Annotated in this window: 23 protein-coding genes and 1 tRNA gene; 14 read left to right on the top strand and 10 right to left on the bottom strand. The window is 62.5% G+C overall.

Annotation, left to right across the window (positions count from 1 at the left end):
- Positions 1-132: 132 nt before the first annotated feature.
- Complete coding sequence (locus J5286_RS19800) at positions 133-747, bottom strand: J domain-containing protein (RefSeq protein WP_018901559.1); 615 nt, start codon at positions 745-747, stop codon at positions 133-135.
- Positions 748-852: 105 nt separating this feature from the next.
- On the opposite strand from J5286_RS19800, the gene J5286_RS19795 reads away from it, so the two are divergent.
- The gene (locus tag J5286_RS19795; protein ID WP_113237550.1) at positions 853-1,134 is read left to right on the top strand and encodes a BolA family protein; all 282 of its coding nucleotides are present in this window, start codon (positions 853-855) and stop codon (positions 1,132-1,134) included.
- A gap of 58 nt (positions 1,135-1,192) precedes the next feature.
- On the opposite strand, the gene J5286_RS19790 is transcribed toward J5286_RS19795, so the two are convergent.
- The 4 genes from J5286_RS19790 to J5286_RS19775 all read right to left on the bottom strand — a co-directional run bounded on the left by J5286_RS19790 (position 1,193) and on the right by J5286_RS19775 (position 4,765).
- Complete coding sequence (locus tag J5286_RS19790) at positions 1,193-1,666, bottom strand: DUF2938 domain-containing protein (protein ID WP_209191813.1); 474 nt, start codon at positions 1,664-1,666, stop codon at positions 1,193-1,195.
- A gap of 74 nt (positions 1,667-1,740) precedes the next feature.
- Positions 1,741-3,051, bottom strand: a complete 1,311-nt coding sequence (locus J5286_RS19785; RefSeq protein WP_018901562.1) for an HlyC/CorC family transporter — start codon at positions 3,049-3,051, stop codon at positions 1,741-1,743.
- Positions 3,048-4,178 carry a 3-dehydroquinate synthase gene (aroB, locus tag J5286_RS19780; protein WP_209191812.1) on the bottom strand — a complete coding sequence of 377 codons (1,131 nt, stop codon included), beginning with the start codon at positions 4,176-4,178 and terminating at the stop codon, positions 3,048-3,050. Before aroB ends, J5286_RS19785 begins: the two co-directional genes overlap by 4 nt.
- Entirely contained in the window at positions 4,178-4,765 is a 588-nt protein-coding gene (locus J5286_RS19775; RefSeq protein WP_047508540.1) for a shikimate kinase, read from the bottom strand. Before J5286_RS19775 ends, aroB begins: the two co-directional genes overlap by 1 nt.
- Before the next feature lie 146 nt (positions 4,766-4,911).
- Between J5286_RS19775 and J5286_RS19770 the strand changes: the two genes are divergently transcribed.
- From J5286_RS19770 to J5286_RS19750, 5 genes are all read left to right on the top strand, one after another.
- Positions 4,912-5,088 carry a hypothetical protein gene (locus J5286_RS19770; protein WP_018901565.1) on the top strand — a complete coding sequence of 59 codons (177 nt, stop codon included), beginning with the start codon at positions 4,912-4,914 and terminating at the stop codon, positions 5,086-5,088.
- 4 nt (positions 5,089-5,092) lie between these two features.
- Positions 5,093-6,046, top strand: coding sequence for a site-specific tyrosine recombinase XerD (xerD, locus tag J5286_RS19765; RefSeq protein WP_209191811.1), 954 nt, complete (start codon positions 5,093-5,095; stop codon positions 6,044-6,046).
- A gap of 62 nt (positions 6,047-6,108) precedes the next feature.
- The gene (locus J5286_RS19760; protein WP_018901567.1) at positions 6,109-7,062 is read left to right on the top strand and encodes an acetyl-CoA carboxylase carboxyltransferase subunit alpha; all 954 of its coding nucleotides are present in this window, start codon (positions 6,109-6,111) and stop codon (positions 7,060-7,062) included.
- Between the two features lie 206 nt (positions 7,063-7,268).
- On the top strand, positions 7,269-8,516 hold the full coding sequence (locus tag J5286_RS19755) for a L,D-transpeptidase family protein (protein WP_209191810.1): 1,248 nt from the start codon (positions 7,269-7,271) through the stop codon (positions 8,514-8,516).
- A 6-nt stretch (positions 8,517-8,522) separates the two neighbouring features.
- Positions 8,523-8,747, top strand: coding sequence for a sulfurtransferase TusA family protein (locus J5286_RS19750; protein WP_209191809.1), 225 nt, complete (start codon positions 8,523-8,525; stop codon positions 8,745-8,747).
- A gap of 27 nt (positions 8,748-8,774) precedes the next feature.
- On the opposite strand, the gene J5286_RS19745 is transcribed toward J5286_RS19750, so the two are convergent.
- Positions 8,775-10,004 carry a CobW family GTP-binding protein gene (locus tag J5286_RS19745; RefSeq protein ID WP_209191808.1) on the bottom strand — a complete coding sequence of 410 codons (1,230 nt, stop codon included), beginning with the start codon at positions 10,002-10,004 and terminating at the stop codon, positions 8,775-8,777.
- A gap of 45 nt (positions 10,005-10,049) precedes the next feature.
- Positions 10,050-11,174 carry a D-alanyl-D-alanine carboxypeptidase family protein gene (locus J5286_RS19740; RefSeq protein WP_209191807.1) on the bottom strand — a complete coding sequence of 375 codons (1,125 nt, stop codon included), beginning with the start codon at positions 11,172-11,174 and terminating at the stop codon, positions 10,050-10,052.
- A gap of 154 nt (positions 11,175-11,328) precedes the next feature.
- On the opposite strand from J5286_RS19740, the gene J5286_RS19735 reads away from it, so the two are divergent.
- Positions 11,329-12,492 (top strand): M20 aminoacylase family protein, encoded by a 1,164-nt coding sequence (locus J5286_RS19735; protein ID WP_209191806.1) that lies wholly within the window; start codon positions 11,329-11,331, stop codon positions 12,490-12,492.
- A 97-nt stretch (positions 12,493-12,589) separates the two neighbouring features.
- Here the strand turns inward: J5286_RS19735 and J5286_RS19730 are convergent.
- Positions 12,590-12,666, bottom strand: a tRNA-Arg gene (locus J5286_RS19730).
- A 311-nt stretch (positions 12,667-12,977) separates the two neighbouring features.
- Between J5286_RS19730 and J5286_RS19725 the strand changes: the two genes are divergently transcribed.
- The 6 genes from J5286_RS19725 (at position 12,978) to J5286_RS19700 (ending at position 19,211) form a co-directional block, all read left to right on the top strand.
- Positions 12,978-14,750: a type I secretion system permease/ATPase gene (locus tag J5286_RS19725; RefSeq protein WP_245206331.1), complete on the top strand. Its 1,773-nt coding sequence runs from the start codon at positions 12,978-12,980 to the stop codon at positions 14,748-14,750.
- Positions 14,747-16,066 carry an HlyD family type I secretion periplasmic adaptor subunit gene (locus J5286_RS19720; RefSeq protein ID WP_209191804.1) on the top strand — a complete coding sequence of 440 codons (1,320 nt, stop codon included), beginning with the start codon at positions 14,747-14,749 and terminating at the stop codon, positions 16,064-16,066. Before J5286_RS19725 ends, J5286_RS19720 begins: the two co-directional genes overlap by 4 nt.
- A gap of 122 nt (positions 16,067-16,188) precedes the next feature.
- Positions 16,189-17,622 carry an endo-1,3-1,4-beta-glycanase EglC gene (eglC, locus tag J5286_RS19715; protein WP_209191803.1) on the top strand — a complete coding sequence of 478 codons (1,434 nt, stop codon included), beginning with the start codon at positions 16,189-16,191 and terminating at the stop codon, positions 17,620-17,622.
- A gap of 130 nt (positions 17,623-17,752) precedes the next feature.
- Positions 17,753-18,106 carry a hypothetical protein gene (locus tag J5286_RS19710; protein ID WP_209191802.1) on the top strand — a complete coding sequence of 118 codons (354 nt, stop codon included), beginning with the start codon at positions 17,753-17,755 and terminating at the stop codon, positions 18,104-18,106.
- A gap of 302 nt (positions 18,107-18,408) precedes the next feature.
- Positions 18,409-18,921, top strand: coding sequence for a DUF992 domain-containing protein (locus J5286_RS19705; RefSeq protein WP_018901578.1), 513 nt, complete (start codon positions 18,409-18,411; stop codon positions 18,919-18,921).
- Between the two features lie 140 nt (positions 18,922-19,061).
- Positions 19,062-19,211: a hypothetical protein gene (locus J5286_RS19700; protein ID WP_209191801.1), complete on the top strand. Its 150-nt coding sequence runs from the start codon at positions 19,062-19,064 to the stop codon at positions 19,209-19,211.
- 4 nt (positions 19,212-19,215) lie between these two features.
- On the opposite strand, the gene J5286_RS19695 is transcribed toward J5286_RS19700, so the two are convergent.
- Positions 19,216-19,461 carry a BON domain-containing protein gene (locus tag J5286_RS19695; RefSeq protein ID WP_209191800.1) on the bottom strand — a complete coding sequence of 82 codons (246 nt, stop codon included), beginning with the start codon at positions 19,459-19,461 and terminating at the stop codon, positions 19,216-19,218.
- A gap of 104 nt (positions 19,462-19,565) precedes the next feature.
- Positions 19,566-20,216 (bottom strand): hypothetical protein, encoded by a 651-nt coding sequence (locus J5286_RS19690; RefSeq protein WP_245206329.1) that lies wholly within the window; start codon positions 20,214-20,216, stop codon positions 19,566-19,568.
- A gap of 356 nt (positions 20,217-20,572) precedes the next feature.
- Here J5286_RS19690 and dxr point away from each other — a divergent pair, with 356 nt between their 5' ends.
- Entirely contained in the window at positions 20,573-21,766 is a 1,194-nt protein-coding gene (dxr, locus tag J5286_RS19685; protein WP_209191799.1) for a 1-deoxy-D-xylulose-5-phosphate reductoisomerase, read from the top strand.
- The last annotated feature ends 269 nt before the right edge of the window (positions 21,767-22,035 follow it).

The raw sequence follows: 22,035 nt of genomic DNA, 5'->3' as shown, positions 1-22,035 counted from the left end.
CGGACAAGAAACGCCGCGTCCGGAAGTGGCCGAGGCGCCTGTGAGACAAACGCGGAAAAAGGTGCCGCGGTTGCCTGCGGCCTCAGCCGATTTGGACCATACCCGATTGAAGACCAAGAGCAAGGACGGGAATTAACAAAAACCGTTCTGCTTCAATAATTGATAGGCCTGGATCACGGCGCGGAAGCGCTCTTCGGAACCACGGTCGCCGCCGTTTGCGTCGGGATGGTGCTTCTTCACCAGTTCCTTGTAGCGGCTCTTGATCTCCGAAGACGTGGCGTTTGCTGCCAGGTTCATGGTGTCGAAGGCCTTGGCTTCCAGGCTCTTCAGCTTGCGCTGCTCGGGAAAGCGCGGGCCGCTGCTCTTGTTTTCCTTGACGAAGCCGAAGGGATCGCGAACCCGCGTATAGGCGCCGGAGCGGATGTCCGACTGGATCGGGCTATCCTTGGCCGACTTGTTGACGCCGACGGTCCAGGTCGGGCGATGGCCCGTGATCGCTTCCTTCTGGTAGCGCGCGATCTCGCCGTCCGAGAGGCCGGAGAAATAGTTGTAGCCCTTGTTGTACTCTTTGACGTGCTCGAAGCAGAAGAGAAAGAACTGCCCTTCGGCATTGCGTCCGACAGGAGCGCGATGCACGCCTTTCTTGTCGCAGCCGTCCCACTGACAGGATGGGGGAGCCTGTTCGGGTTCCTGCTCGCGTTTGCGGCGGGTGCGGATGCGATCGAAATATTTGGAATCAAGTCTCATGACGGCGCTAATTATGGGGCTCAGAATGGGTGAGGACAAGAATTGACAAACGGGAATGTTGCTGGCTTGGTGGGAACCTTTTTCTCAATTCGGCAAGATCGGCTCATGACAGTTCAATCCTCCATCGAAGAGAAGCTCACCGCGGCATTCGCGCCGGAGCGGCTTGATGTCATCAACGAAAGCCACTTGCATGCCGGCCATCACCCTGACGTTACAGGGGAAGGCGAGACCCATATGCGGGTCAGGATCATCTCCGCATCGTTTGCCGGCATGACACGGCTGGCGCGTCACCGGGCGATCACGGAGCTTTTGAAACCTGAACTGGATGCGGGGTTGCATGCGCTGGCGGTGGAGCCGGCGGCGCCCGGAGAGCCGGTGCGCTGGTAAGCCGACACCGCGTCATATGGGCGCGGTGCGGCGGTTTCGCAAGGATGGCGGGTCGCCTCTAACGAATCAGAAGTGCCGTCGCGTAGAGGCCGAAGCCGAAGACGGTGTGGGCGACGAGGCCGAGGAAGCGGACCTTGTTGGGGTTCGGCGTCTTGGATGCCGCCCAGCCGATGCCGAGGCCCGGCTGCAGCAGGAACCAGCCGCCGGCGATGGTGACGATGCCCCAGATCCAGGCAGGCAGGAAGGTCGGCGCGACCAGCCAGTAGGGGCCCGTCAGGATCACCAGCATGATGCCGTAGATGATGCCGACGGCGTAGTGGAAGACCCAGCCGAGCGCGACTTCATGCTTATAGGGTTCGGCCTTGCCGATATCGTCGTGGAAGACCGTGCCCTTGGCGAAGAGATGCCAGAGCCAGCGGCCGGGCGGTCCCCAATTCGGTATTGCGCCCTTGGCAAGCGCGATCGACCAGATGTCCATGAGAATGGTGGCGCCGATGCCGATGGCGATCGAGCGCCAGAGAAGATCAAACATATCAAATCCATAATGATGCTGCTCGCCGGGCTCCTCCCGCAGCGCGCAATGGGTGACAAGGGGATGACGGGAGATCAGGCGGGGTTGTTTTCGTTCTCCTCCGCCGGGCGGATACGCAGTCTGGTGATGCGGTTCTTGTCGCGCTTCATGACGATGAAGCGCTTGCCGTAGAAGGTGAAGGCCTGGCGCTCCTCGGGAATGGTCATGGATTCATGGATGACGAGACCGGCGATCGTCGTCGCTTCCTCGTCGGGCAGCTGCCAGTCGAGCGCGCGGTTGAGATCGCGGATCGGCACGTTGCCGTCGACCACCACCGAGCCGTCTGCTTCCTGGCGCACGCCCTGCATCTCGATGTCGTGCTCGTCGGAGATATCGCCGACGATCTCCTCCAGGATGTCTTCAAGCGTGACGATGCCCTGCACCTCGCCATATTCGTCGACCACGACGGCGAAATGCTGCTTGCGGCGCAGAAAGGCGTTGAGCTGCGCTTCGAGGTTGGTGCTGTCGGGCACGAACCACGGCTTTTGGGCGATCTTGATGATGTCGAGCTGTTCGGGCTCGGCGTTGCGCTCGGCGAGCGCCCTGAGCAGGTCCTTCGAATGCACGACGCCGATGATGTTGTCGGTCGTGCCGCGCCAGAGCGGCATGCGGGTAAACGGGCTGTCGAGAATGGTGCGCACGACCACTTCGGGCGGATCGTCGGCGTTGATGCAGCGCATGGCCATGCGGTGGACCATGATATCGGACAGTTCGAGTTCGCCGAGATCGAGCACGCCGCCGAGGCGGTCGCGGTCGGCCTTCACCACCGATCCCTCGCGATGCAGCAGATCGACCGCGCCGCGCAGCTCTTCGTGTGCCGACAGCATGGAGACTTCGCGCGACAGGTTGATGCCGAAGCGGGCAAGAATCCAGCGGACGATGAGGTTGACGAAGGAGGAGACGGGGCCGACGATGAAGACGAAGGCCTTGACGGCCTTGGCGACGGCGAGCGCGAAACGTTCGGGGATCGAGATCGCCCAGCTTTTCGGCAGCACTTCGGCGAAGATGACCAGAATGACCGTCATCGCCAGCGTCGCCAGCGCCACGCCGGAGTTGCCGAACAGGCCGAGAAAGACGCTGGTGGCGATCGAGGACGAGAGGATGTTGGCGAGGTTGTTGCCGATCAGTAGCGCGCCGATCAGCCGGTCGCGGCGTTCGATCAGTTCGCGGACGATGCCGGCGCGTTCTTCGCCGTTTGCCTCAAGCGTGTGGATGCGGCTACGCGATACGGCGGTCAGCGCCGTCTCGGAGCCGGAGAAGAAGGCGGACATGAGGACGAGGGCCACGATGGAAACGATTTCCGGCCAATATGCGGAAAGAAAAGCCAGCGTGCCTTCGAGGGTCATTGCGGGTGTTTTTCCTTGAGGAAGCTCAATACTTCGGATGCCGGGACGTCGTTTGCGACGAAGGACTGGCCGATGCCGCGGGTGAGGATGAAGGTGAGCTTACCGCCCTTGACCTTCTTGTCCTGCGCGATCGCGTCCATCAGCACTTCGGCCGGCGGCAGCGTGCCCGGGATTTGCGACATGCGGGTCGGGAGGCCGACTTCTTTCAGGTGATGCTCGACGCGCTTTGCATCGTCAGGGCTTGCGAGGTTCATGCGGGCCGAGAATTCGTGGGCGAGCACCATGCCGATCGCAACGCCTTCGCCATGGACGAGACGGCTGCTGTCGTAGGCGGTCGCGGCTTCCAGCGCGTGGCCGAAGGTGTGGCCGAGATTGAGCAGGGCGCGCTGGCCGTTTTCATGCTCGTCGGCGACGACCACGTCCGATTTGGCCTGGCAGCTTGCGGCAATCGCTTCGATGCGGGCGGCGCCGCCGGAGAAGACGGACTGCCAGTTTTTTTCCAGCCACGTGAAGAAATCGGGTTTGTCGATCAGGCCGTATTTGGCGACTTCGGCGTAACCGGCGCGGAATTCGCGTTCGGAGAGCGTGTTCAGCACATCGCTATCGGCCAGCACGAGGTCGGGCTGGTGGAAGACGCCGATCAGGTTCTTGCCGTGGCGGCTGTTGATGCCGGTCTTGCCGCCGACGGAACTGTCGACCTGCGACAGCAGCGATGTCGGGATCTGCACGAAGCGGACACCACGCCTGACAATGCCGGCAACGAAGCCGGAGAGGTCGCCGATGACGCCGCCGCCAAGCGCGATCACGTAATCGTTACGTTCGACGCGGGCTTCCAGAACCTTGTCGCAGGCGGTGATCAGATGTTCGAAGCTCTTGGTCTTTTCGCCGGCCGGCAAGACCAGCGAAGACGAGGCGATGCCGGAGGCCGTCAGGCTCTCGACGAGCGCGTTCAGATAAAGCGGTGCGACGTTCTCGTCGGTGATGATGGCGGCCTTGCGGCCCTTGAGGCGAGCGGCGATTTCGGCGCCGGCGCGTGCGATCAGGCCGGGGCCGATCAGGATGTCGTAGGCGCGGTCGCCCAGCGGCACGTGAACCTTGCATTCGGCGGAGGCGGCAATCGCATTCATCAGGCTGCACTTTCGGTTCTGCTGTCGATCACGGCTTTCAGCACTTCGTCGGCCATCACTTCCTTGCGCACATCGCGCGACAATACGGTGAGGTCGGCCTGCTCGTAGATCGGGTATCTTGCGTTCATCAGGTTTTCGAGTGTCTGCCTGGGATTTTCGGTCTTCAGCAGCGGTCGGGTGTCGCGCTTGTTGACGCGCTCCCAGAGCACGTCGAGATCGGCCTTCAGCCAGACGGACAAGCCGCCTCGCTTGATATGCTTGCGGGTGCGGTCGTTGATAAAGGCGCCGCCGCCGGTGGAGACCAGGCGTGGACCGCCCTTCAGCAGCCGCTTCATCACCCGTCCCTCGAGTGCGCGGAATTCGTCCTCGCCGTAGGCTGCGAAAAGCTCGCTGATCGACATGCGCGACACGCGCTCGATTTCGGCATCGCTATCGATGAAGGGGATGCCCAGCTGGGTGGCGACGATGCGGCCCACCGACGACTTGCCGGCGCCCATCAGACCAACGAGGATCAGATTGCGCGAACCGAGCGCAGCACGAGCTCTGTCCCTCAGGCTATCGGCAACGATCAGAACTGGGTCGTTCATTGGTCCATTCACACTTTGTTTGCGAACGGTATCAACAAATGCAGGTGTAGCGTCAAGTCAGAGGTAAGGGAATCATGCTTCAAAAGCTGGTTCTTGCACTTGCAAACGCGCTTCTTCATAAAGAAGCAAAGCCATGGAGTTGTTGAATGCCGAGCCTGTTCCGATTTCTCGCCATATTGGCGGTCATCGCCGGAGCGATATACGGAACGATGTGGGCGCTCGTGACTTTCGTCGAGCCGAAGGAGCGCGACGTGACGATCCGCATTCCATCCGAGCGGATCAACCCGCCCGCCACCGGCGCGATCAGCCCGGCGAAGAAGTGACGCGATGAGGGATCTCAGCCGCGTTCAGGTCGAGTCCTTTCTCGAAATGATGAGCGCCGAGCGGGGTGCTGCCGCCAACACGCTTTCCTCCTATGAGCGCGATCTCGACGATCTGCATTCCTTCCTGAACGGCAGAAGCGTACGGCTGACCGAGGCGGCGTCCGCCGACCTCTCCGCCTATCTGGCGTCTCTTGCCGCGCAGGGGTTCAAGCCCTCGTCGCAGGCGAGGCGGCTGGCGGCGATGCGGCAGTTCTACAAGTTCCTCTATGCCGAGGGCCTGCGCACCGACGATCCGACCGGCATTCTCGACGCGCCGAAGAAGGGGCGGGCGCTGCCGAAGACGATGGGTGTCGACGAAGTCGGTCGGCTCTTGGAGAGGGCCGAGGAGGAGGCGCAGGACGAGGCGCCCGGGCAATTGCAGCGGTTGCGCATGCTGGCGCTGCTGGAACTGCTTTACGCCACCGGCATGCGCGTCAGCGAGCTGGTATCGCTTCCCGCCCGCGTGCTCGACCAGGAAGGGCGCTTCCTGATCATTCGCGGCAAGGGCAACAAGGAGCGGCTGGTGCCGCTGTCGCAATCGGCGATCGCAGCGCTGAAGCTCTACGGCCGGATGCTGGCGGCCGAGGCGGCGAAAGCCGAAAATCCACAGGAAAGCCCGTGGCTGTTTCCGGCGGCCTCGAAAGAGGGCTATCTCGCCCGGCAGGTCTTTGCCCGCGACCTGAAGAACCTGGCGATCCGCGCGGGGCTGACCCCATCGATGATCTCGCCGCACGTGATGCGGCACGCCTTTGCCAGCCATCTGCTGGCCAACGGCGCCGATCTGCGCGTGGTGCAGGAACTGCTTGGCCATTCGGACATTTCCACCACGCAAATCTACACGCATGTGCTGGAAGAAAGGCTCCAGCAACTGGTCCAAACGCATCACCCCCTTGCCAAACAGGCGAAAAAGCAGGATTAGGACCGGCGACAAGGGCAGCCAAAAGACAAATGCCCCGGGCACAAGGAACGGAAACGCACCTCATGCACAATTATCTCGACTTCGAAAAGCCGATCTCCGACCTCGAAGGCAAGATCATCGAATTGAAGAAGATTGCCTCGGAAGACGAGAGCATCGACACATCCGATGAAATCGGCAGGCTCGAAGTTCGTGTTCGCGAAGCGACGGTCGAAATCTATTCGAAGCTCAACGCCTGGCAGAAGACCCAGGTCGCGCGTCATCCGCAGCGGCCGCACTTCGTCGATTATGCCAAGACGCTGTTCCAGGAATTCACGCCGCTCGCCGGCGACCGCAAGTTTTCCGAGGATGCGGCGATCCAGGCGGGTCTGGCACGCTTCCGCGGCCAGCCTGTTGCCGTCATCGGCCAGGAAAAGGGCAACGACACGAAGAGCCGCCTGAAGCACAATTTCGGCAGCGCGCGCCCCGAGGGTTACCGCAAGGCGATCCGCGTGCTCGAGATGGCCGACCGCTTCGGTCTGCCGGTCATCACGCTGGTCGATACGGCTGGTGCCTATCCCGGCGTCGGCGCCGAAGAGCGCGGCCAGGCGGAAGCCATCGCCCGCTCGACGGAAATGTGCCTCGGCCTCAAGGTTCCGATCATCTCCGTCGTCATCGGCGAAGGCGGTTCGGGCGGCGCGATCGCGATCGCGACCGGCAACCGGGTCTACATGCTCGAGCATGCGATCTACAGCGTGATCTCGCCTGAAGGTGCGGCCTCGATCCTGTGGCGCGATTCCGCGCGCGCCAAGGAAGCGGCCACCAACATGAAGATCACCTCGGACGACCTGAAGGCGCTCGGCATCATCGACGGCATCATCGGTGAGCCGCTCGGCGGCGCGCATCGCGATCCCGACAGCGTGATCGCGTCGACCGGCGATGTGATTGCCAATGCGCTCGGCGAAATGGCGAGCCGCACCGGCGAGCAGATCCGCAACGATCGCCGCCAGAAGTTCCTGAACATGGGCCGCAACCTCTAAGGAGGCCGCGAAGCAGGCTTGGGTGAGGCCGCGGATTGCGGCCAAACCTTGGCCACATTAGTGTTATCAATAGCTTTTGTGCTTGCGGGGGTCGTGGGTGCGCGGCATGGTCGTTAAGGTTTTATAAACCAGATTGGGCCAATGATTCGCTTCACTTCGAACCCGTTCAACGGATTGGGTCGCATCTCGTAATTGGGCTAGATTGAATGCGCTTTCGTCATTTTGCCTATGTTTCCCTGATGGCGCTGGCCTTGGCCGGCTGCAACGACGCGTTGGAAACCACGCAGATCGACCTCTCCAAGGTCAAGAACAAGGTCGAACAGCCGCTTCCGCCGCGCATCCTCAACGAAATGGCCGCCAAGAGCATGGATCGCAATTCGCCGATCCTGATCCGAATCTTCAAGGAAGAAGGCCAGCTCGAGATCTGGAAGGCGAAGACGGACAACCGTTACGACAAGATCGCCAGCTACAAGATCTGCGCCTGGTCGGGCCGTCTCGGTCCCAAGGTGAAACAGGGTGACCGGCAGGCGCCGGAAGGTTTCTACAACCTGACCAAGGCGAACCTGAACCCGAACTCGAAATATTATCTCGCCATCAATACCGGCTTCCCGAACCGCTACGACGCCGTCAACGGCCGCACCGGCACGGATTTGATGATCCACGGCGCTTGCTCGTCGTCGGGCTGCTATTCGATGACGGACGAGCAGGTGCTCGAGATCTACGCTTTCGCGCGCGACGCCTTCAAGGGCGGCCAGACCGGTGTGCAGCTGCAGGCGTTCCCGTTCCGGATGACTGCCGAGAACATGTTCAAGCACCGGATGAACGAGAACTTCGATTTCTGGAAGATGCTGAAGGTCGGCTACGACAATTTCGAAGTCACCAAGCGTCCGCCGGAAGTGAATTTCTGCGAGAAGAAGTACGTCTTCAACCAGCAGTCTTCGGGCGCGTTCAATCCCGGTGGCAAGTGCCCCGAGATGTCGACGCCGCCGGCGCTGACCGCAGCGCTTGCCTCCTACGACAAGACCTATGAGCTGGCCTACACCAAGGCGTCGAAGGAATTCGACGGCATGGCGTGGTACGATCCTTCGGAAGCCGAGCGCAAGGCCGTCGTTGCCAAGCAGCGCAAGGGCCGCGAACTCGCCTATGCGCCGACCGGCACCTCGCTCGAGGCCGGCAAGATGATGAAGGTCGCCGACCTCGAAGGCATGACGGCCGCCAGGACCGCGACCACGGTTGCGGCCAATACGGTGACCGGTTCGACACCTTCAGATGCCACCGCTGGCGTGAAGACGGCCGATGCCGCGATCGTCAACCCGGCATCCGTGCCGGTGCCGACGCCGAACCCGATGGAATCGGCTGCGACCACCGCGACGGCGTTTGCGCCCGTCGAGCAGCCTGAATCGGTCGAGGTTGCCTCCAAGAAGCCGTTCTGGAAGTTCTGGGGCCGGGACTGATCGCGCGTGAGCGCCATTTCCTATGATCTGCGCGGGCTGAAGTGCCCGCTGCCCGTCATCAAGACACGCAAGAAGATGTCGTCGCTGCCTTCAGGCGCGACGATCCGTGTCGAGACGACCGATCCGCTTGCGGGGATCGATATTCCGCATTTCTGCCATGAGGATGGTCACGAGTTGATCGAGATCGAGAGGACCGAGAGCGGTCACCGTTTTCTGATCCGCAAACGATAGCTCTAAAAACGCATTCCAGCGGAATGGCTAAAAGCGCATTCCGGGGATGGCCAGCGGGTTGTCGTTGAGGGCCGTGCGGTCGGCGGTGTCGATGCGCGGCTTGCCGAGGAAGGCGTCGAACAGGTCCTTGACGAAGGCTTCCGGCAGGTCCTTGGTGATCAGCACCATGCGGGTGCGCCGGTCCTCGGGATCAGGCCATGCCGGCAGGCGGATCGGCGGGTGGAAGATGCTCTGCACGCCATGCAGCACCAGCGGCCGGTCGGGACGATCCGACATCGCGACGATCGCCTTCATCCGCAAAAGCTTTTCGCCGTGCGCCGAGCGCAGGAGATCGACGAACATGTCGAGCGCCATCGGGTCGATCGGCTTGTCCTCGACAATCGAGAAGGAGCGGATCGAGGCGTCGTGACGGTTCACGTCGTGCACGTGCTGGTGGTCGTGGTGATGATGATCATGGTGGTGATGCCCATGATCATGGTGACCGTGGGCCTCATGTCCGTGATGATGATGGCCGTGATCGTGCCCATGGTGGTTATGATTATGCCCGTGATCGTGGTTATGATGATGCCCGTGATCGTGGGCGTCTTCGTCACGCAGCCAGCGGCCGACATCGGCGCTCTTGGTGGCGGGATCGTAAATGCCGTTGACGAGGGTGGCGGCGGTGCCGGTTGCGTCGTCGTCGGCATCCATCAGCGCGGCGCGCGGGTTGAGCGCGCGCAGGCGGGTTTCAAGCTTTTCCAGTATGGCCGGGGAGGCGAGCGTCTTCTTCGAGATGATCAGGCGATCGGCGACGGCGGCCTGCTTGACGGCTTCCACGTGGTTGTCGAGCGTCTGCAGCCCGTTGGCGGCGTCGACGACGGTGACGACGCCATCAAGCGAGAAGCTTTCGGCAATGATCGGATTGCCCATGATCGCCTGCATGACCGGCGCCGGATCGGCAAGGCCCGTGGTCTCGACGACGACGCGCTTCACCGGCTTGACGCGGCCGGTCTGGATGGCGTCCATCAGGTTGGCCAGCGTATCCACCAGTTCACCGCGCACGGTGCAGCACAGGCAACCATCCGACAGCTCGATGATCGCGTCGCCGGAGCTTTCGACCAAGAGATGATCGATGCCGACATCGCCGAACTCGTTGATGATCACGGCGGCGTCCTTCATGGCCGGATCCTTGAGGATGCGGTTCAGAAGGGTCGATTTACCCGCGCCGAGAAAGCCGGTGAGGATGGTGACCGGAATGCGATCCGCAACTGCGCTCATGCCTGTATGCCTTGGATGTGTCGATGCCTTAGAGGTCTGTAAGCCTTAGAAGCCAGAGGTGGGGCGCGGTGTCGGGATCGGCACGTTTGCGATGTCGCCGACGCCATCGGCCGTCGCCAGCTTGTCGGGCTGCGGGTCGTTCTGGCCGGGGATCAGGCCGGCATAGACGAAGTTCGGCTCGTGATCCATTTCCTGGATATAGGGTGAATGGATCTTCATACGGCCCACCTCGTCGCGCGTTTCGCTGCGGATCTTGGCGCCCTTGGCGCTGCAGATCTCGGCCGTGAGGTCGGCGACTTCCTGAGTTTCGCCATAGGGCTTCAGCGAGCCCAGCGTGTCGGTGCCTGTCGGCTGCGTGGTGAAGCCGCGCTGCAGCATGTCGGCCGACGCGTCGGCACGTGCGGCGAGGCTGTCAGTGCCGAGCACGACCGAAACCAGCGTGCGGCCGTTGCGCGTCGCCGAGCTGATCTGGTTGAAGCCCGATGCGCAGATAAAGCCGGTCTTCATGCCATCGGCGCCGGCGAAACGGCCGATCAGCATGTTGATGGCGGGGATGTTCTGCTTGCCCGTGGTGATCCCCTCCAGCGAGAAGTAGCTGGCATATTGCGGGAAATCACGGCGCAGCGCGACCGACAGGATCGCGAGATCGCGCGCCGTCGTGTACTGGCCCTTGCCCGGCAGGCCGTTCGGATTGACGAAATGGGTGTCGCTCATGCCAAGCTTGGCGGCTTCGGCGTTCATACGGAGAACGAAGGCATCCTGCGTGCCGCCCACGGCTTCGGCGACGGCGACCGCGATATCATTGGCAGACTTGACGATCAGGATCTTCAGCGCGCTGTCGAGCGTCAGCTTCTGGCCCGGCTTGAAATACATCTTGGCCGGCGGCTGGGCGGCGGCGGTCTTGCTCATGACGATCGGCGTGTCGACCGTGATCTGGCCGGAGCGGATCGCGTCGAAGGTGGTGTAGATGGTCATCAGCTTGGTGAGCGAGGCCGGATACCACTTGCGGAAGGCATCCTCATGCTCAAGCACACGGCCGCTCTGCACATCGACCAGGATATGCGGATTGGCATAGGCCTGCGTCGTCGCGGAAAAAGCGATGGCGGCTGCGGAAGCGGCGATGGTGATCGGCCGCAAGGCGGCAAGCAGGCGTTTCTGGCGCGTCGACACGGTTTGTCCTTAAAGATGTCCTGATGTCTCGAAAGTTTCCCCTATTTAACGTATATGGCCATGACATGGCAAAGGTCATTGTCTAACTTATTTGCGAGCCGTGGTATCAATCCCGTTATTGCCGCCGTTTTCGATTTTCATCAGGGAAGCAAGCATGCCGATTTTGAACAGAGCCGCCGAACTTCAGGACGAAGTGACCGAGTGGCGCCGGCACATTCACGAGCGGCCGGGCCTGCTCTATGCGGTGGAAGAGACGGCCGCCTTCGTGGCCGAGAAGCTCAAGGAATTCGGCGTCGACGAGATCGTCACCGGGATCGGCCGCACCGGCGTCGTCGGGCTGATCAAGGGCAATGGCGCGGGATCGCGTACGATCGGCCTGCGCGCCGACATGGACGCGCTGCCGCTGACCGAGATTTCGGGCAAGCCATGGGCATCGAAGATTGCGGGCAAGATGCACGCCTGCGGCCATGACGGCCACACGGCGATGCTGCTCGGGGCCGCGAAGTATCTCGCCGAGACCCGGAATTTCAACGGCAATGTCGCGGTGATTTTCCAGCCGGCGGAGGAGGGTGGCGCCGGCGGCGACCTGATGGTCAAGGACGGGATGATGGAGCGCTTCGGCATCCAGGAGGTCTACGGCATGCACAACATGCCCGGCCTTCCCGTCGGCCACTTCGCCATCCGCAAGGGGCCGATCATGGCCGCGACCGACGAGTTCACCGTCACGGTCAAGGGGCGTGGCGGCCATGCGGCGCAGCCGAACCGCACGATCGACCCGATCGCGATCGGCACGCAGATCATCACCAACCTGCAGATGATCGCATCTCGCAATGTTGACCCGCTGCGCTCGGTGGTGGTGTCGGTCACCAAGTTCAATGCCGGCTTCGCGCATAACGTCATCCCCAACGAGGCGACGTTCGCCGGCACCGTGCGGACACTCGACGAGGCGGTGCGCGATCTCGCGGAGAAGCGCTTCCGGCAGATCGTTGCCGGCGTCGCCGAGGCGCATGACGCGGAGGCCGATATCCATTTTCAGCGCAACTATCCCGTCACGTCCAATCATGCGAGTGAGACGGAGCATGCGACGGCGGTGGCGACCGACATCGCGGGTGCGAGCAACGTCGATGTCGATATCGATCCGATGATGGGCGGCGAGGATTTCTCCTACATGCTGAACGCGCGGCCCGGCGCCTTCATCTTCATCGGCAATGGCGATACCGCCGGCCTGCACAATCCGGCCTACGACTTCAACGACGACGTCATCAGCCACGGCATCTCCTACTGGGTGCGGCTCGCCGAGCAGCGGCTGGGCGAATGATTGGCTGATATCGGAGACCCGGGCGCCCGGGTCTTCTCGCGCATGACGCGGCGGAGCCGGGCCAGGGCCATGGCAAACGATCGAATGTGCAGGAAAATGGTGTCCACGAGAGGATTCGAACCTCCGACCCCAGGATTAGGAATCCTGTGCTCTATCCTGCTGAGCTACGTGGACAACGTCCCCTGCATAGCTTGACTGTCCCTGTCGATCAACAAGCTTTTGACGACATTCTCCTCTTCGCCATGACCCATCCGTTCAATCCTACGCTGGTCCGTTCGTCGTCATGGACATGAGCGATCTCAGGCAAACGCAAATTTTGGGCAATTGTCTCATAGGGGCACGGTGTTGCGTCATGGCGGGACAGGGTCATGTTGCGATGCAAAACTCGCGTTAACAGTGAGATTTATTAGTTTTGCACAACCATAGAAAGAGAAAGCTCTCGTCACTGTTGTGATCCATGTTCGGGACATCACTGCCCCAGTTTCATGCGATCGAGAGGCCATTTGTCCCAATTCAAGGCGAAAACATCCGCGCCGTTCCTGATTTCCGCCGTCTCGTCCGTGCGGGGCACGCTGATCGGGATCGGAATGACGAGCTGCTTCATCAATATCCTGGCGTTGACCGGCTCGTTCTTCATGCTGCAGGTCTATGACCGCGTGATACCCGCCCGCAGCCTGCCGACACTTGTCGGGCTCGGCATCATCACGCTGACACTCTTCGCCTTTCTGGGGCTGCTCGAACTCTTGCGCTCGCTGGTGCTGGCGCGGCTGGGGCAGTCGGTCGACGAGCGCTTCGGGCCGATCGTCTTCCGCTCCTTCGCCATCGCGCCGTCGCGGCGGAGCGTCGAGGAGAACGGGCTGCAGCCGATGCGCGATATCGACATGGTGCGCGGCTTCCTCTCCGGGCCGGGGCCGACGGCGCTGTTCGACCTTCCCTGGATGCCGTTCTATCTCGGGCTTTGCTTCCTGTTTCATGTCTGGATCGGCGCGGTGGCGCTGGCGGGGGCGCTTGTTCTGGTTGGCCTAACCATCATCGCCGAAATCCGCACGCGGGCGCCGACAAAGGCCGCGGCCAGGATCGGGCTGGAGCGAACGGCGCTTGCCGAAGCCACCCGCCGCAATGCCGAGACGGTGGCATCGATGGGTTTCGCGCGGCGGCTGGAGGAGCGCTGGTCGGCGATCAACCTGCGCTACCGCGACACGCAGTTTAAGGCGACCGGCATCACCGTATCGCTGTCGACACTGTCGCGTGTCGTACGGCTGGTGCTGCAGTCCGGCGTGCTGGCTGTCGGTGCCGTTCTCGTCATTCGCCAGGAGGCGACGGGCGGGATCATGATCGCAAGCTCCATCCTGATCAGCCGGGCGCTGGCACCGGTCGAGCTGGCGATCGGCCAGTGGCGGGGCTTTGCCGCGGCGCGCCAGAGCTGGGCGCGGCTTCTCAGGTTAAGCGAGGCGGATGAGGTCAGCGACCCAGAGGTGCGACTACCTGCGCCGGTCAAAGGGCTGAAGGTGGAGAACCTGCATCTTTCGGCGCCCGGTTCGGCCGTGCCGCTGTTGCGCGGAATCTCGTTCGAAGCCAAGGCGGGCGAGGCGATCGGGATCGTCGGGCCGAGCGCATCAGGCAAGTCGTCGCTGGCGCGCGGGCTGGTCGGGATCTGGGCGGCGCGCATGGGGGCCGTGCGGCTCGACGATGCGTCGCTGTCGCAATGGGAGCCGGAGGCACTGGGGCGGCACATCGGCTACCTGCCGCAGGAGGTCGGGCTCTTCGATGGAACGATTGCCGACAATATCGCCCGCTTCGATCCGACGGCGTCATCGGATGCCGTGATCGCGGCCGCCAGGGCCGCCGGCATCTATGAGATGATCGTGCGGATGCCCGAGGGTTTCGATACCGAGATCGGTGAAGAAGGGGCAGTGCTTTCCGCCGGCCAGCGGCAGCGGCTGGCATTGGCGCGCGCGCTTTACGGCGATCCCTTCCTGGTCGTGCTCGACGAGCCGAATGCCAATCTCGACACTGACGGCGATGCGGCGCTGACCCGCGCGATCGCGGGCGTGCGTGAGCGCGGCGGGGTGGCGATCATCATCGCCCACAGGCCGAGCGCGCTTGCCGGTATCGACAAGGTGCTGGTGCTGGCCGAGGGCCAGGTACGTGGTTTCGGTCCGAAGGAAGAGGTGCTTGGGAGGCCGGTGGCGGCGGTCTCGGCGGCATTCTCGCCGGTGCGCTTCGGGCGGGTGAGCGAGGGGAGGGCGGCGCGATGAAGCCTGTTGCAAATGGTGCGGGCGCACCGATCGCCGAACGGGCCATCCGGCGGCTGGCGCTTGTGGCGCTGGCGGCGGTTCTCGTTCTCGTCGGCGTGCTCGGCAGCCTTGCGGCGACCATCCATCTCAACGGTGCGGTGATCGCCTCGGGCACGCTCGTCGTCGACAGCTATGTGAAGCCGATCCAGCATCTGAAGGGCGGGACGGTCGGCGAGATCCTCGTTCGCAATGGCGACAAGGTGGAAGCAGGGCAGGTGCTGTTGCGGCTCGACGATACGCAGGCGCAGGCAACGGTTTCGATCGTGTCGCGGCGCTTGCGGCAGCTTGCGGCGCGAACGGCACGGCTTTCGGCCGAGCGGGACGGGCGGGAGACATTCGCGTTTCCCGATCTTGTGAAACAAGCGCCCCCGGAGGAGCGGGAGACGCTGATGCAGGGCGAGCAGCGGCTGTTCGAAGACCGGCGGGCTTCGCTCGGCGGACAGGTGGCGCAGCTGCGCGAGCGCATCCGCCAGCTCGGTCAGCAGGCGGGTGGGCTGGTGGCACAGCAGGACGGCAAGCGGCAGGCGATCGAGATCATCGGCAAGGAGCTGGCGAGCCTCGAGCCGCTGCTGAAGCAGGGCATCATTCCGGCAACGCGGGTCTATGCGCTGCAGCGCGACGCGGCCGATCTTACCGGCGAGCTTGGCAACCTCGTGGCGTCGGCAGCCGAGGTGAAGGGCAAGATCGCGGAGACGGAACTGCAGATCATCCAGCTTGGCGACGACAGGCGCAGCGAAGTCTCCGACCAGTTGCGGCAGGCACAAAGCGACACCGGCGAATATGCCGAGAGGCTGGTCGCGGTTGAGGACGATCTCAAGCATATCGACATCCGCGCGCCGCAGGCGGGCATCGTCCATCAGCTGTCGGTGCATGCATCAGGCGCCGTGGTGCAGGCCGGAGCGGCGATCATGGAGATCGTACCCGATGGTGACGCGCTGACGCCTGATGTCAGGCTCTCGCCTGGAGATATCGATCAGGTCGCGGTGGGGCAGGCGGTGGTGTTGCGCCTGTCTGCCTTCAATCAGCGCACCACCATGGAGCTCAATGGCCGGGTGGAGCGCATCGCGGCCGATCTCACCACCGATCAGAAAACCGGACAGAGCTACTACGGCGTGCGCGTTCATATCGAGGACGGCGAATGGCGAAGGCTCGGAAAGCTGACGCCGGTGGCCGGCATGCCGGTGGAGGCTTTCATCGAAACGGGGGAACGGACGGCGCTGGCCTATCTCGCCAAGCCGTTCACCGATCAGGCGGCCCGTGCCTTTAGGGAGGAATAAGGGGCCTGCCTGATGGCGTCTGGGAGGAGGCGCGTCGGGCAAGGGAGGAGCGTTCGGCCATCAGGGCATCGTGTGGATGCCCTTGGCAATGTTTCAATCACGAAAACCCTAGGAGATGAACCATGCCACAGTCGATTCAGAACGCAGTCGGCACAAGCCTGTTCTATAGCGGCGCTTCAACCGCCTGGCTGTCGGCGACAGGATCCGGACCGGTGCTCAACGGCACAGCCGGCAATGACAGCATATGGGGTGACAGCTCGGTCAACGTGACCATGCATGGGGGTACGGGTGACGATATCTATTATCTCTACTCCGCCATCAACCGCGCGGTCGAAGAGCCGGGTGGCGGGATCGATACGATCAACACCTGGATGAGCTATACGCTGCCCGAAAACTTCGAGAACCTGACGGTGACGGGCGCCGGGCGCTATGCCTTCGGCAACAGCGCCGACAACATCATCTCCGGTGCCGCGGGTAGCCAGACGATCGATGGCGGCGCGGGCAATGACGTGCTGATCGGTGGCGGCGGGGCCGATACATTTCTCTTCACGCGCGGCAATGGCAGCGACCTTATCGTCGATTTCAGCAGCGACGACACGATCCGCTTCAACGGCTATTCGCTGACGAGTTTCGATCAGGTTATCAGCCACTCGACACAGGAAGGGGCCAACCTCCGGATCGATCTCGGCGGTGGCGAAAGCCTCGTGCTGGCCAACACGACGGCTTCGGCGCTGCACGCCGACCAGTTCCAGCTGACGCTCGATCGTTCGGCGCTGACGATGACCTTCGCCGACGAATTCGACAGCCTGTCGCTCCATAGTGGCGGTCAGGGAACCTGGGATGCCAAGTTCTGGTGGGCGGCCGAAAAGGGGAGCACGCTGCCCGATAACGCCGAGGAGCAGTGGTACATCAACCCGTCTTATGCCGGTACGGCGTCGGTCAACCCATTCTCCGTCCATGACGGGGTGCTGACGATCACGGCGGCGCAAACGCCCGCGGCGCTTGCAGGCCAGCTCGAAGGTTTCGACTATACGTCGGGGATGCTCAACACCCACTCGACCTTCGCCCAGACCTATGGATACTTCGAGATCCGGGCGGACATGCCGACGGACCAAGGCGTCTGGCCGGCCTTCTGGCTGCTGCCGGAGGACGGCTCCTGGCCGCCGGAACTCGACGTAGTCGAAATGCGCGGGCAGGACCCGAACACCGTTCACGTGACGGCGCATTCGGCGGCGAGCGGCAGCCATACAAAGGATCATACGGCCGTCAGCGTCGCAAGCACGGAGGGCTTCCATACCTATGGGGTGCTCTGGGATCAGGATCAGATCGTCTGGTACTTCGACGACGTGGCAATCGCACATGCGGATACGCCCGATGACATGCACGATCCGATGTACATGATCGTCAACCTCGCGGTCGGCGGGATTGCCGGATCGCCGACGGACGGCTTGCCCAACGGCTCGGAAATGAAGATCGACTATATCCACGCCTATTCGCTGGCCGACAGTCCGGTTGCCGCTGCTGCGCATACAGCGACGGACGACTGGCAGACCTGAGGCGGTCCTGTCGGATGCTTTCGGATACGGGCGCTGAGATGCGCCCGTATTTTTTTGGTCCGCTTTTTTTGGGAACGATGAAAGCCCTCTGTCGTTGACCCCATGTCGATACGAAAGAAGGAGAAGCATCATGAAAGCGAAACTGATCGCGGCATCGATCCTGGCACTTGGTCTGGCAACAGGCGGGGCAATGGCCCAGTCAAACCCGAGCCCGGCTGGATCGACGATCGGCAGCAGCACGGTCGATAGCGGCGGTGGCGCAAACGCGGATGCTCCGAATACGACTGGAACATCGCCAACGGTGGTCGATCCGAACGCCACCTACAGCACCACGCCCGGCACGATGAGCGCGGGGCCGAACACCAACACGACAGGGACCGTCGACCGCACGCGCTGCCCGGCGCAGCCGATGCCGGGTACGACAGCCGCCCAGGGCGGCAATAGCGGCGCTTCCGAGAGCGAGGCATGCCCTGACTTCAAATAATCATGGCATTGCGATCAAGGATCCCGGCGCAGCCCGGGGTCCTTTTTTGTGCGCGGAAACCACCAATTCGTCGTGCTTCAGAAGACAAGAACGCGTGATGACGGTGGAACAACAGGCGATGACAGGGATTTATTCAGGCGCCGCCTGATTGACGCCCGAAATCAGCCAGAAATCGGGATGCATGTAGCGAATCAAACCCCACACATTTGCTTTTGAGCATTTGTTAATTTTGTTCATACAGCCGGGGTTGGTAAGTTATAACAAGGCACTATGTTTTTCTTCAGGATACTAAGGAGACCACAATGAACAAGACAATCGCATCGATCGTCGCAGCAGCCTCGCTGGCTCAAGTCTTCGCTACTTCGGTGGCGGCAGCGGATCTTGTGACGACTTATGAAGAGCCGGATCAGCGCGATGGCGTCAAGATCGGCGTTCTGACCTGCGACGTCGGCGGCGGTGTCGGCTACGTCTTGGGTTCGGCGAAGTCCGTCGATTGCGTCTTCAACGGTACGCGCGGCTCCGTCGATCACTACAGCGGCACCATCCGCAAGATGGGCGTCGATCTCGGCTTTACCACGCGCGGCCGTCTCGTCTGGGCCGTGTTCGCTCCGACGGCAGGCTATCACCGCGGTTCGCTCGGCGGCCTCTACCAGGGCATCACCGCTGAAGCCACGCTTGCAGGTGGCGTCGGCGCCAACGTGCTGTTCGGCGGCACCGCCGGATCGATCCAGCTGCAGACCATCAGCGTCACCGGACAGCTCGGCCTCAACGTCGCTGCAACCGGCACCTCGGTCACGCTGACGCCGGCCGGCTGATTTTATCATTTGATTTCAATGGAAAAGCCGCCCCGTGAGGGGCGGCTTTTTAGTTTCGTGGGTGCCGTGTGGGTGGCTCATTTCGGGAAGGGAACCTACGGCCGATCGTCGCGTTGTTCTGGTCAAAGGAGACCAAGCTCATGACCATGAAACTCTCGATGCTCGCGGTTGCCTATCTCTTGATTGGTGGCCTTCTTATCGCCGTCAGCTATCAGCCGAGCGGCCCCGTCACGACGCAGAAGACGGATCGTGTTGCCACTGGCTTCCTGACGGAACGCTTTGCCGGCTAATCGCTCAGACGGCTTCGCCAAGGTTGTCGAGCACGGATTGGGCGACAACGATGCGATTGCGGACCGTGTGGTCGCTTGCAGTCGTCTCGGCAACGATGATGGCGCTGGCAAGGTCCGCCTTGGTAGCGACCAATCCGGTGAGAACGATTTCATCTTGCTCGACTGACACTGCGATGTGCGAGGCGTCGAACCCGCTGGCGACCGCCAGCGCGGTGGATACATTCGCTGTCAGCGCTGCCTCTTCGCTCATGTCCGTCTTTCGTGAGGACGGTGATGTTTCGCAACTTGCCATGTCATGCCTTCCTTCCTCCCATCCGATTAAGAAACCTTTCGTCGCCGGCGTCGCGTGCGCGGTCACCAGCTGACCCGGTAGTTCAGGTTTATGCTTCCCGAGCGGGTGGATGAGCCAGGATTGCTGATTGTTGCGCTCAAATTAAGGTCGGGGAGGATCAACTGGTTCAGCGCCAGCGAACTCGTCACATCGCCATTGAAGCCAGACACCGTAGCGGCGGCCGAAAACGAGGTTCCTGTCCAGGGCTGGATCAGCTTCAGCGTCTGCGAGGTATCGACGGATGTCTGGCGGGTGTCGATGGCGTCGTAACGGACCTGCACGAAGCGGGTCGACACCATGTCCAGCGAATCGGAGAAGATCCAGCTGCGGGAACGGCTGAGCATCAGCGCGCCGCTGCCCCTCAAGGTATCGACGCGCACGCTGGCCGAGCGCTCGGCGCGGGCCGCGGGCGTGACGCTGACCTTGGTGATCTTGCCCCAGAGCGAGGCCTGTTCCGAGCCGCCGAGCAGCACGCCGCCCTTCGATGCCGCTAGGCCGATATCGGCGCCGGCGCTGGTTTCCCATTCGGCGGGCAGGCGAAAGCCCATCGTTGCCTTGTAGGAGCGTTCGGACACTTTCACAGGTGTCCAGATGACGAGGTTTTCTGCGTGGACGCGCGGTGCGAATGAAATGAGCGCGGCGGGCAGAAGCAATAAACTGCTTGTCGCTTTCATGGCCATTTGTCCCTTCGTAACGGTCAGGGTCTTCTGGTCGATGCGGGCTCAAGGCTGGAACGCACGAAAGCGCGCGGGAATTCGCCTTGCAAACCCGACATCTCGTTCTGGTTTCTATCGCGTCCGGCCTTTGGCGCGGATACGGAAGCGGGCGCGAAATTGGCGCCGCCGGAGCTTGAAAATTGCAACCGATACGATTGCCAATGCTCCTATCCCTGAGGATTGTTGTCAGGATCACATCGACCGGCGGGGATGTAAACCCCTCGGGCCCAAAAATCTGCTGCACTGCACACTTGCCGGTCATTCCAATCCCCTGTAGAGCCGAGGGAAATGACGGAACGCAGGCAAAATCGCGCATGATCACGGGCAGAAACGGGCCTCGGCGCCTCTCCATCTTCGGTTCGACCGGCTCGATCGGCAAGAACACGCTCGATGTGGTGAAGCATCTCGGCGGTCTCGAAAACTTCGAAATCTCCGTGCTGACGGGCAACGAGAACGTCGATCTGCTGGCGCAGCAAGCGCGCGCGGCCGGTGCCAAACTCGCGGTGACGGCGAGTGACAGCCATTACGAGGCGCTGAAGAGCGCGCTTGATGGAAGCGGGATCGCGGTTGCCGCCGGCCAATCCGGGCTGATGGAAGCCGCCGACCTCGAGGCCGAATGGGTGATGGCGGCGATCGTAGGCACAGCGGGCCTTGCGCCGACGCTGGCCGCGGCCCGCAAGGGTGCCGATATCGCGCTCGCCAACAAGGAATGCCTGGTTTCCGCCGGTGACCTCTTCGTGCAGTCCGTGCGGCGCGGCGGCGGCAAGCTCTTGCCCGTCGACAGCGAGCACAATGCGATCTTCCAGGTGCTGGAAGAGAACCAGCGCCACGCCGTTGAGCGCATCATCCTGACGGCGTCTGGCGGACCGTTCCGCAATGCGTCGCTCGAGGAGATGGCGGGTGTGACCGTCGAGACGGCGCGCGCGCATCCGAATTGGTCGATGGGGCTGAAGATTTCGATCGACAGCGCCTCGATGTTCAACAAGGCGCTCGAGATGATCGAGGCCAAGCACCTGTTCGGGCTGACGCCCGAGCAGATCGAGGTCATCGTGCATCCGCAATCGGTGATCCATTCGATGGTGGGTTATACCGATGGTTCGGTGCTGGCGCAGCTCGGCGCGCCTGATATGCGCACCGCGATCGGCTACGCGCTGGCCCATCCGCGCCGGCCGAACCTGCCGATCGAGCGGCTCGATTTCGCCAAGCTGGCGCGGCTGGATTTCGAAGCGCCCGATGAAACGCGCTTCCCGGCGCTGCGGCTCGCTCGCCTTGCGATGACGCGCGGCGGCGTGCAGGGTGCGGTTCTGAATGCCGCCAAGGAAGTGGCGCTGGAAGCTTTCATCGCCGGACGCCTGTCGTTCCTCGCCATGGCCGATGTGACCGAGACGGTGATGGACCAGCTGGCGCATCTGCCCGAGGCCGCGACGATGGACGACGTGTTTGCCGTCGACAAAGAAGCCCGGCAGCGAGCTGCGGTCTTGGTGGCGACACGGGAGAAGGCTGCCTGAGGGGCTGGTTGCGGACGGTCCGCGACGTACGCGAGTGTGCGGCACTGTTTTCGTCGAATAGGTTGCAGCGTTTCCAAACCCACCGCCGTCATGCTCGGTCTTGTGCCGAGCATCTGCTGAGCGGTCAACTTGCTCGACGTGGATGGACACTTGGCGAGGCGGGCGACGCGGATTGGCGGTAGAGTGAAGAGCTTGCTTCGCTCTTCCATGCGCTCAGCATCGTTGCATTCTCGGCGACGTGCTTAGATCCTCGGCTCGTTGGCCGAGGA

This window comes from Rhizobium sp. 16-488-2b (genome assembly GCF_017741815.1).
In the GTDB taxonomy this organism is placed as follows: domain Bacteria; phylum Pseudomonadota; class Alphaproteobacteria; order Rhizobiales; family Rhizobiaceae; genus Rhizobium.
Note: the sequence above shows the minus strand (reverse complement) of the source record. Positions and strands in the feature narration are given on the sequence as shown.

Bases quoted from the DNA above. Each gene is read 5' to 3' on its own strand.
- J5286_RS19705 (WP_018901578.1), top strand. From the start codon at position 18,409: ATGAACAAGACAATCGCATCGATCGTCGCAGCAGCCTCGCTGGCTCAA.
- J5286_RS19690 (WP_245206329.1), bottom strand. From the start codon at position 20,216: ATGAAAGCGACAAGCAGTTTATTGCTTCTGCCCGCCGCGCTCATTTCA.
- J5286_RS19795 (WP_113237550.1), top strand. From the start codon at position 853: ATGACAGTTCAATCCTCCATCGAAGAGAAGCTCACCGCGGCATTCGCG.
- J5286_RS19760 (WP_018901567.1), top strand. From the start codon at position 6,109: ATGCACAATTATCTCGACTTCGAAAAGCCGATCTCCGACCTCGAAGGC.
- J5286_RS19745 (WP_209191808.1), bottom strand. From the start codon at position 10,004: ATGAGCGCAGTTGCGGATCGCATTCCGGTCACCATCCTCACCGGCTTT.
- J5286_RS19720 (WP_209191804.1), top strand. From the start codon at position 14,747: ATGAAGCCTGTTGCAAATGGTGCGGGCGCACCGATCGCCGAACGGGCC.
- J5286_RS19755 (WP_209191810.1), top strand. From the start codon at position 7,269: ATGCGCTTTCGTCATTTTGCCTATGTTTCCCTGATGGCGCTGGCCTTG.
- aroB (WP_209191812.1), bottom strand. From the start codon at position 4,178: ATGAATGCGATTGCCGCCTCCGCCGAATGCAAGGTTCACGTGCCGCTG.
- dxr (WP_209191799.1), top strand. From the start codon at position 20,573: ATGATCACGGGCAGAAACGGGCCTCGGCGCCTCTCCATCTTCGGTTCG.
- J5286_RS19710 (WP_209191802.1), top strand. From the start codon at position 17,753: ATGAAAGCGAAACTGATCGCGGCATCGATCCTGGCACTTGGTCTGGCA.
- J5286_RS19800 (WP_018901559.1), bottom strand. From the start codon at position 747: ATGAGACTTGATTCCAAATATTTCGATCGCATCCGCACCCGCCGCAAA.
- J5286_RS19770 (WP_018901565.1), top strand. From the start codon at position 4,912: ATGCCGAGCCTGTTCCGATTTCTCGCCATATTGGCGGTCATCGCCGGA.
- J5286_RS19790 (WP_209191813.1), bottom strand. From the start codon at position 1,666: ATGTTTGATCTTCTCTGGCGCTCGATCGCCATCGGCATCGGCGCCACC.
- J5286_RS19735 (WP_209191806.1), top strand. From the start codon at position 11,329: ATGCCGATTTTGAACAGAGCCGCCGAACTTCAGGACGAAGTGACCGAG.
- eglC (WP_209191803.1), top strand. From the start codon at position 16,189: ATGCCACAGTCGATTCAGAACGCAGTCGGCACAAGCCTGTTCTATAGC.
- J5286_RS19695 (WP_209191800.1), bottom strand. From the start codon at position 19,461: ATGAGCGAAGAGGCAGCGCTGACAGCGAATGTATCCACCGCGCTGGCG.
- J5286_RS19775 (WP_047508540.1), bottom strand. From the start codon at position 4,765: ATGAACGACCCAGTTCTGATCGTTGCCGATAGCCTGAGGGACAGAGCT.
- xerD (WP_209191811.1), top strand. From the start codon at position 5,093: ATGAGGGATCTCAGCCGCGTTCAGGTCGAGTCCTTTCTCGAAATGATG.
- J5286_RS19785 (WP_018901562.1), bottom strand. From the start codon at position 3,051: ATGACCCTCGAAGGCACGCTGGCTTTTCTTTCCGCATATTGGCCGGAA.
- J5286_RS19725 (WP_245206331.1), top strand. From the start codon at position 12,978: ATGCGATCGAGAGGCCATTTGTCCCAATTCAAGGCGAAAACATCCGCG.
- J5286_RS19700 (WP_209191801.1), top strand. From the start codon at position 19,062: ATGACCATGAAACTCTCGATGCTCGCGGTTGCCTATCTCTTGATTGGT.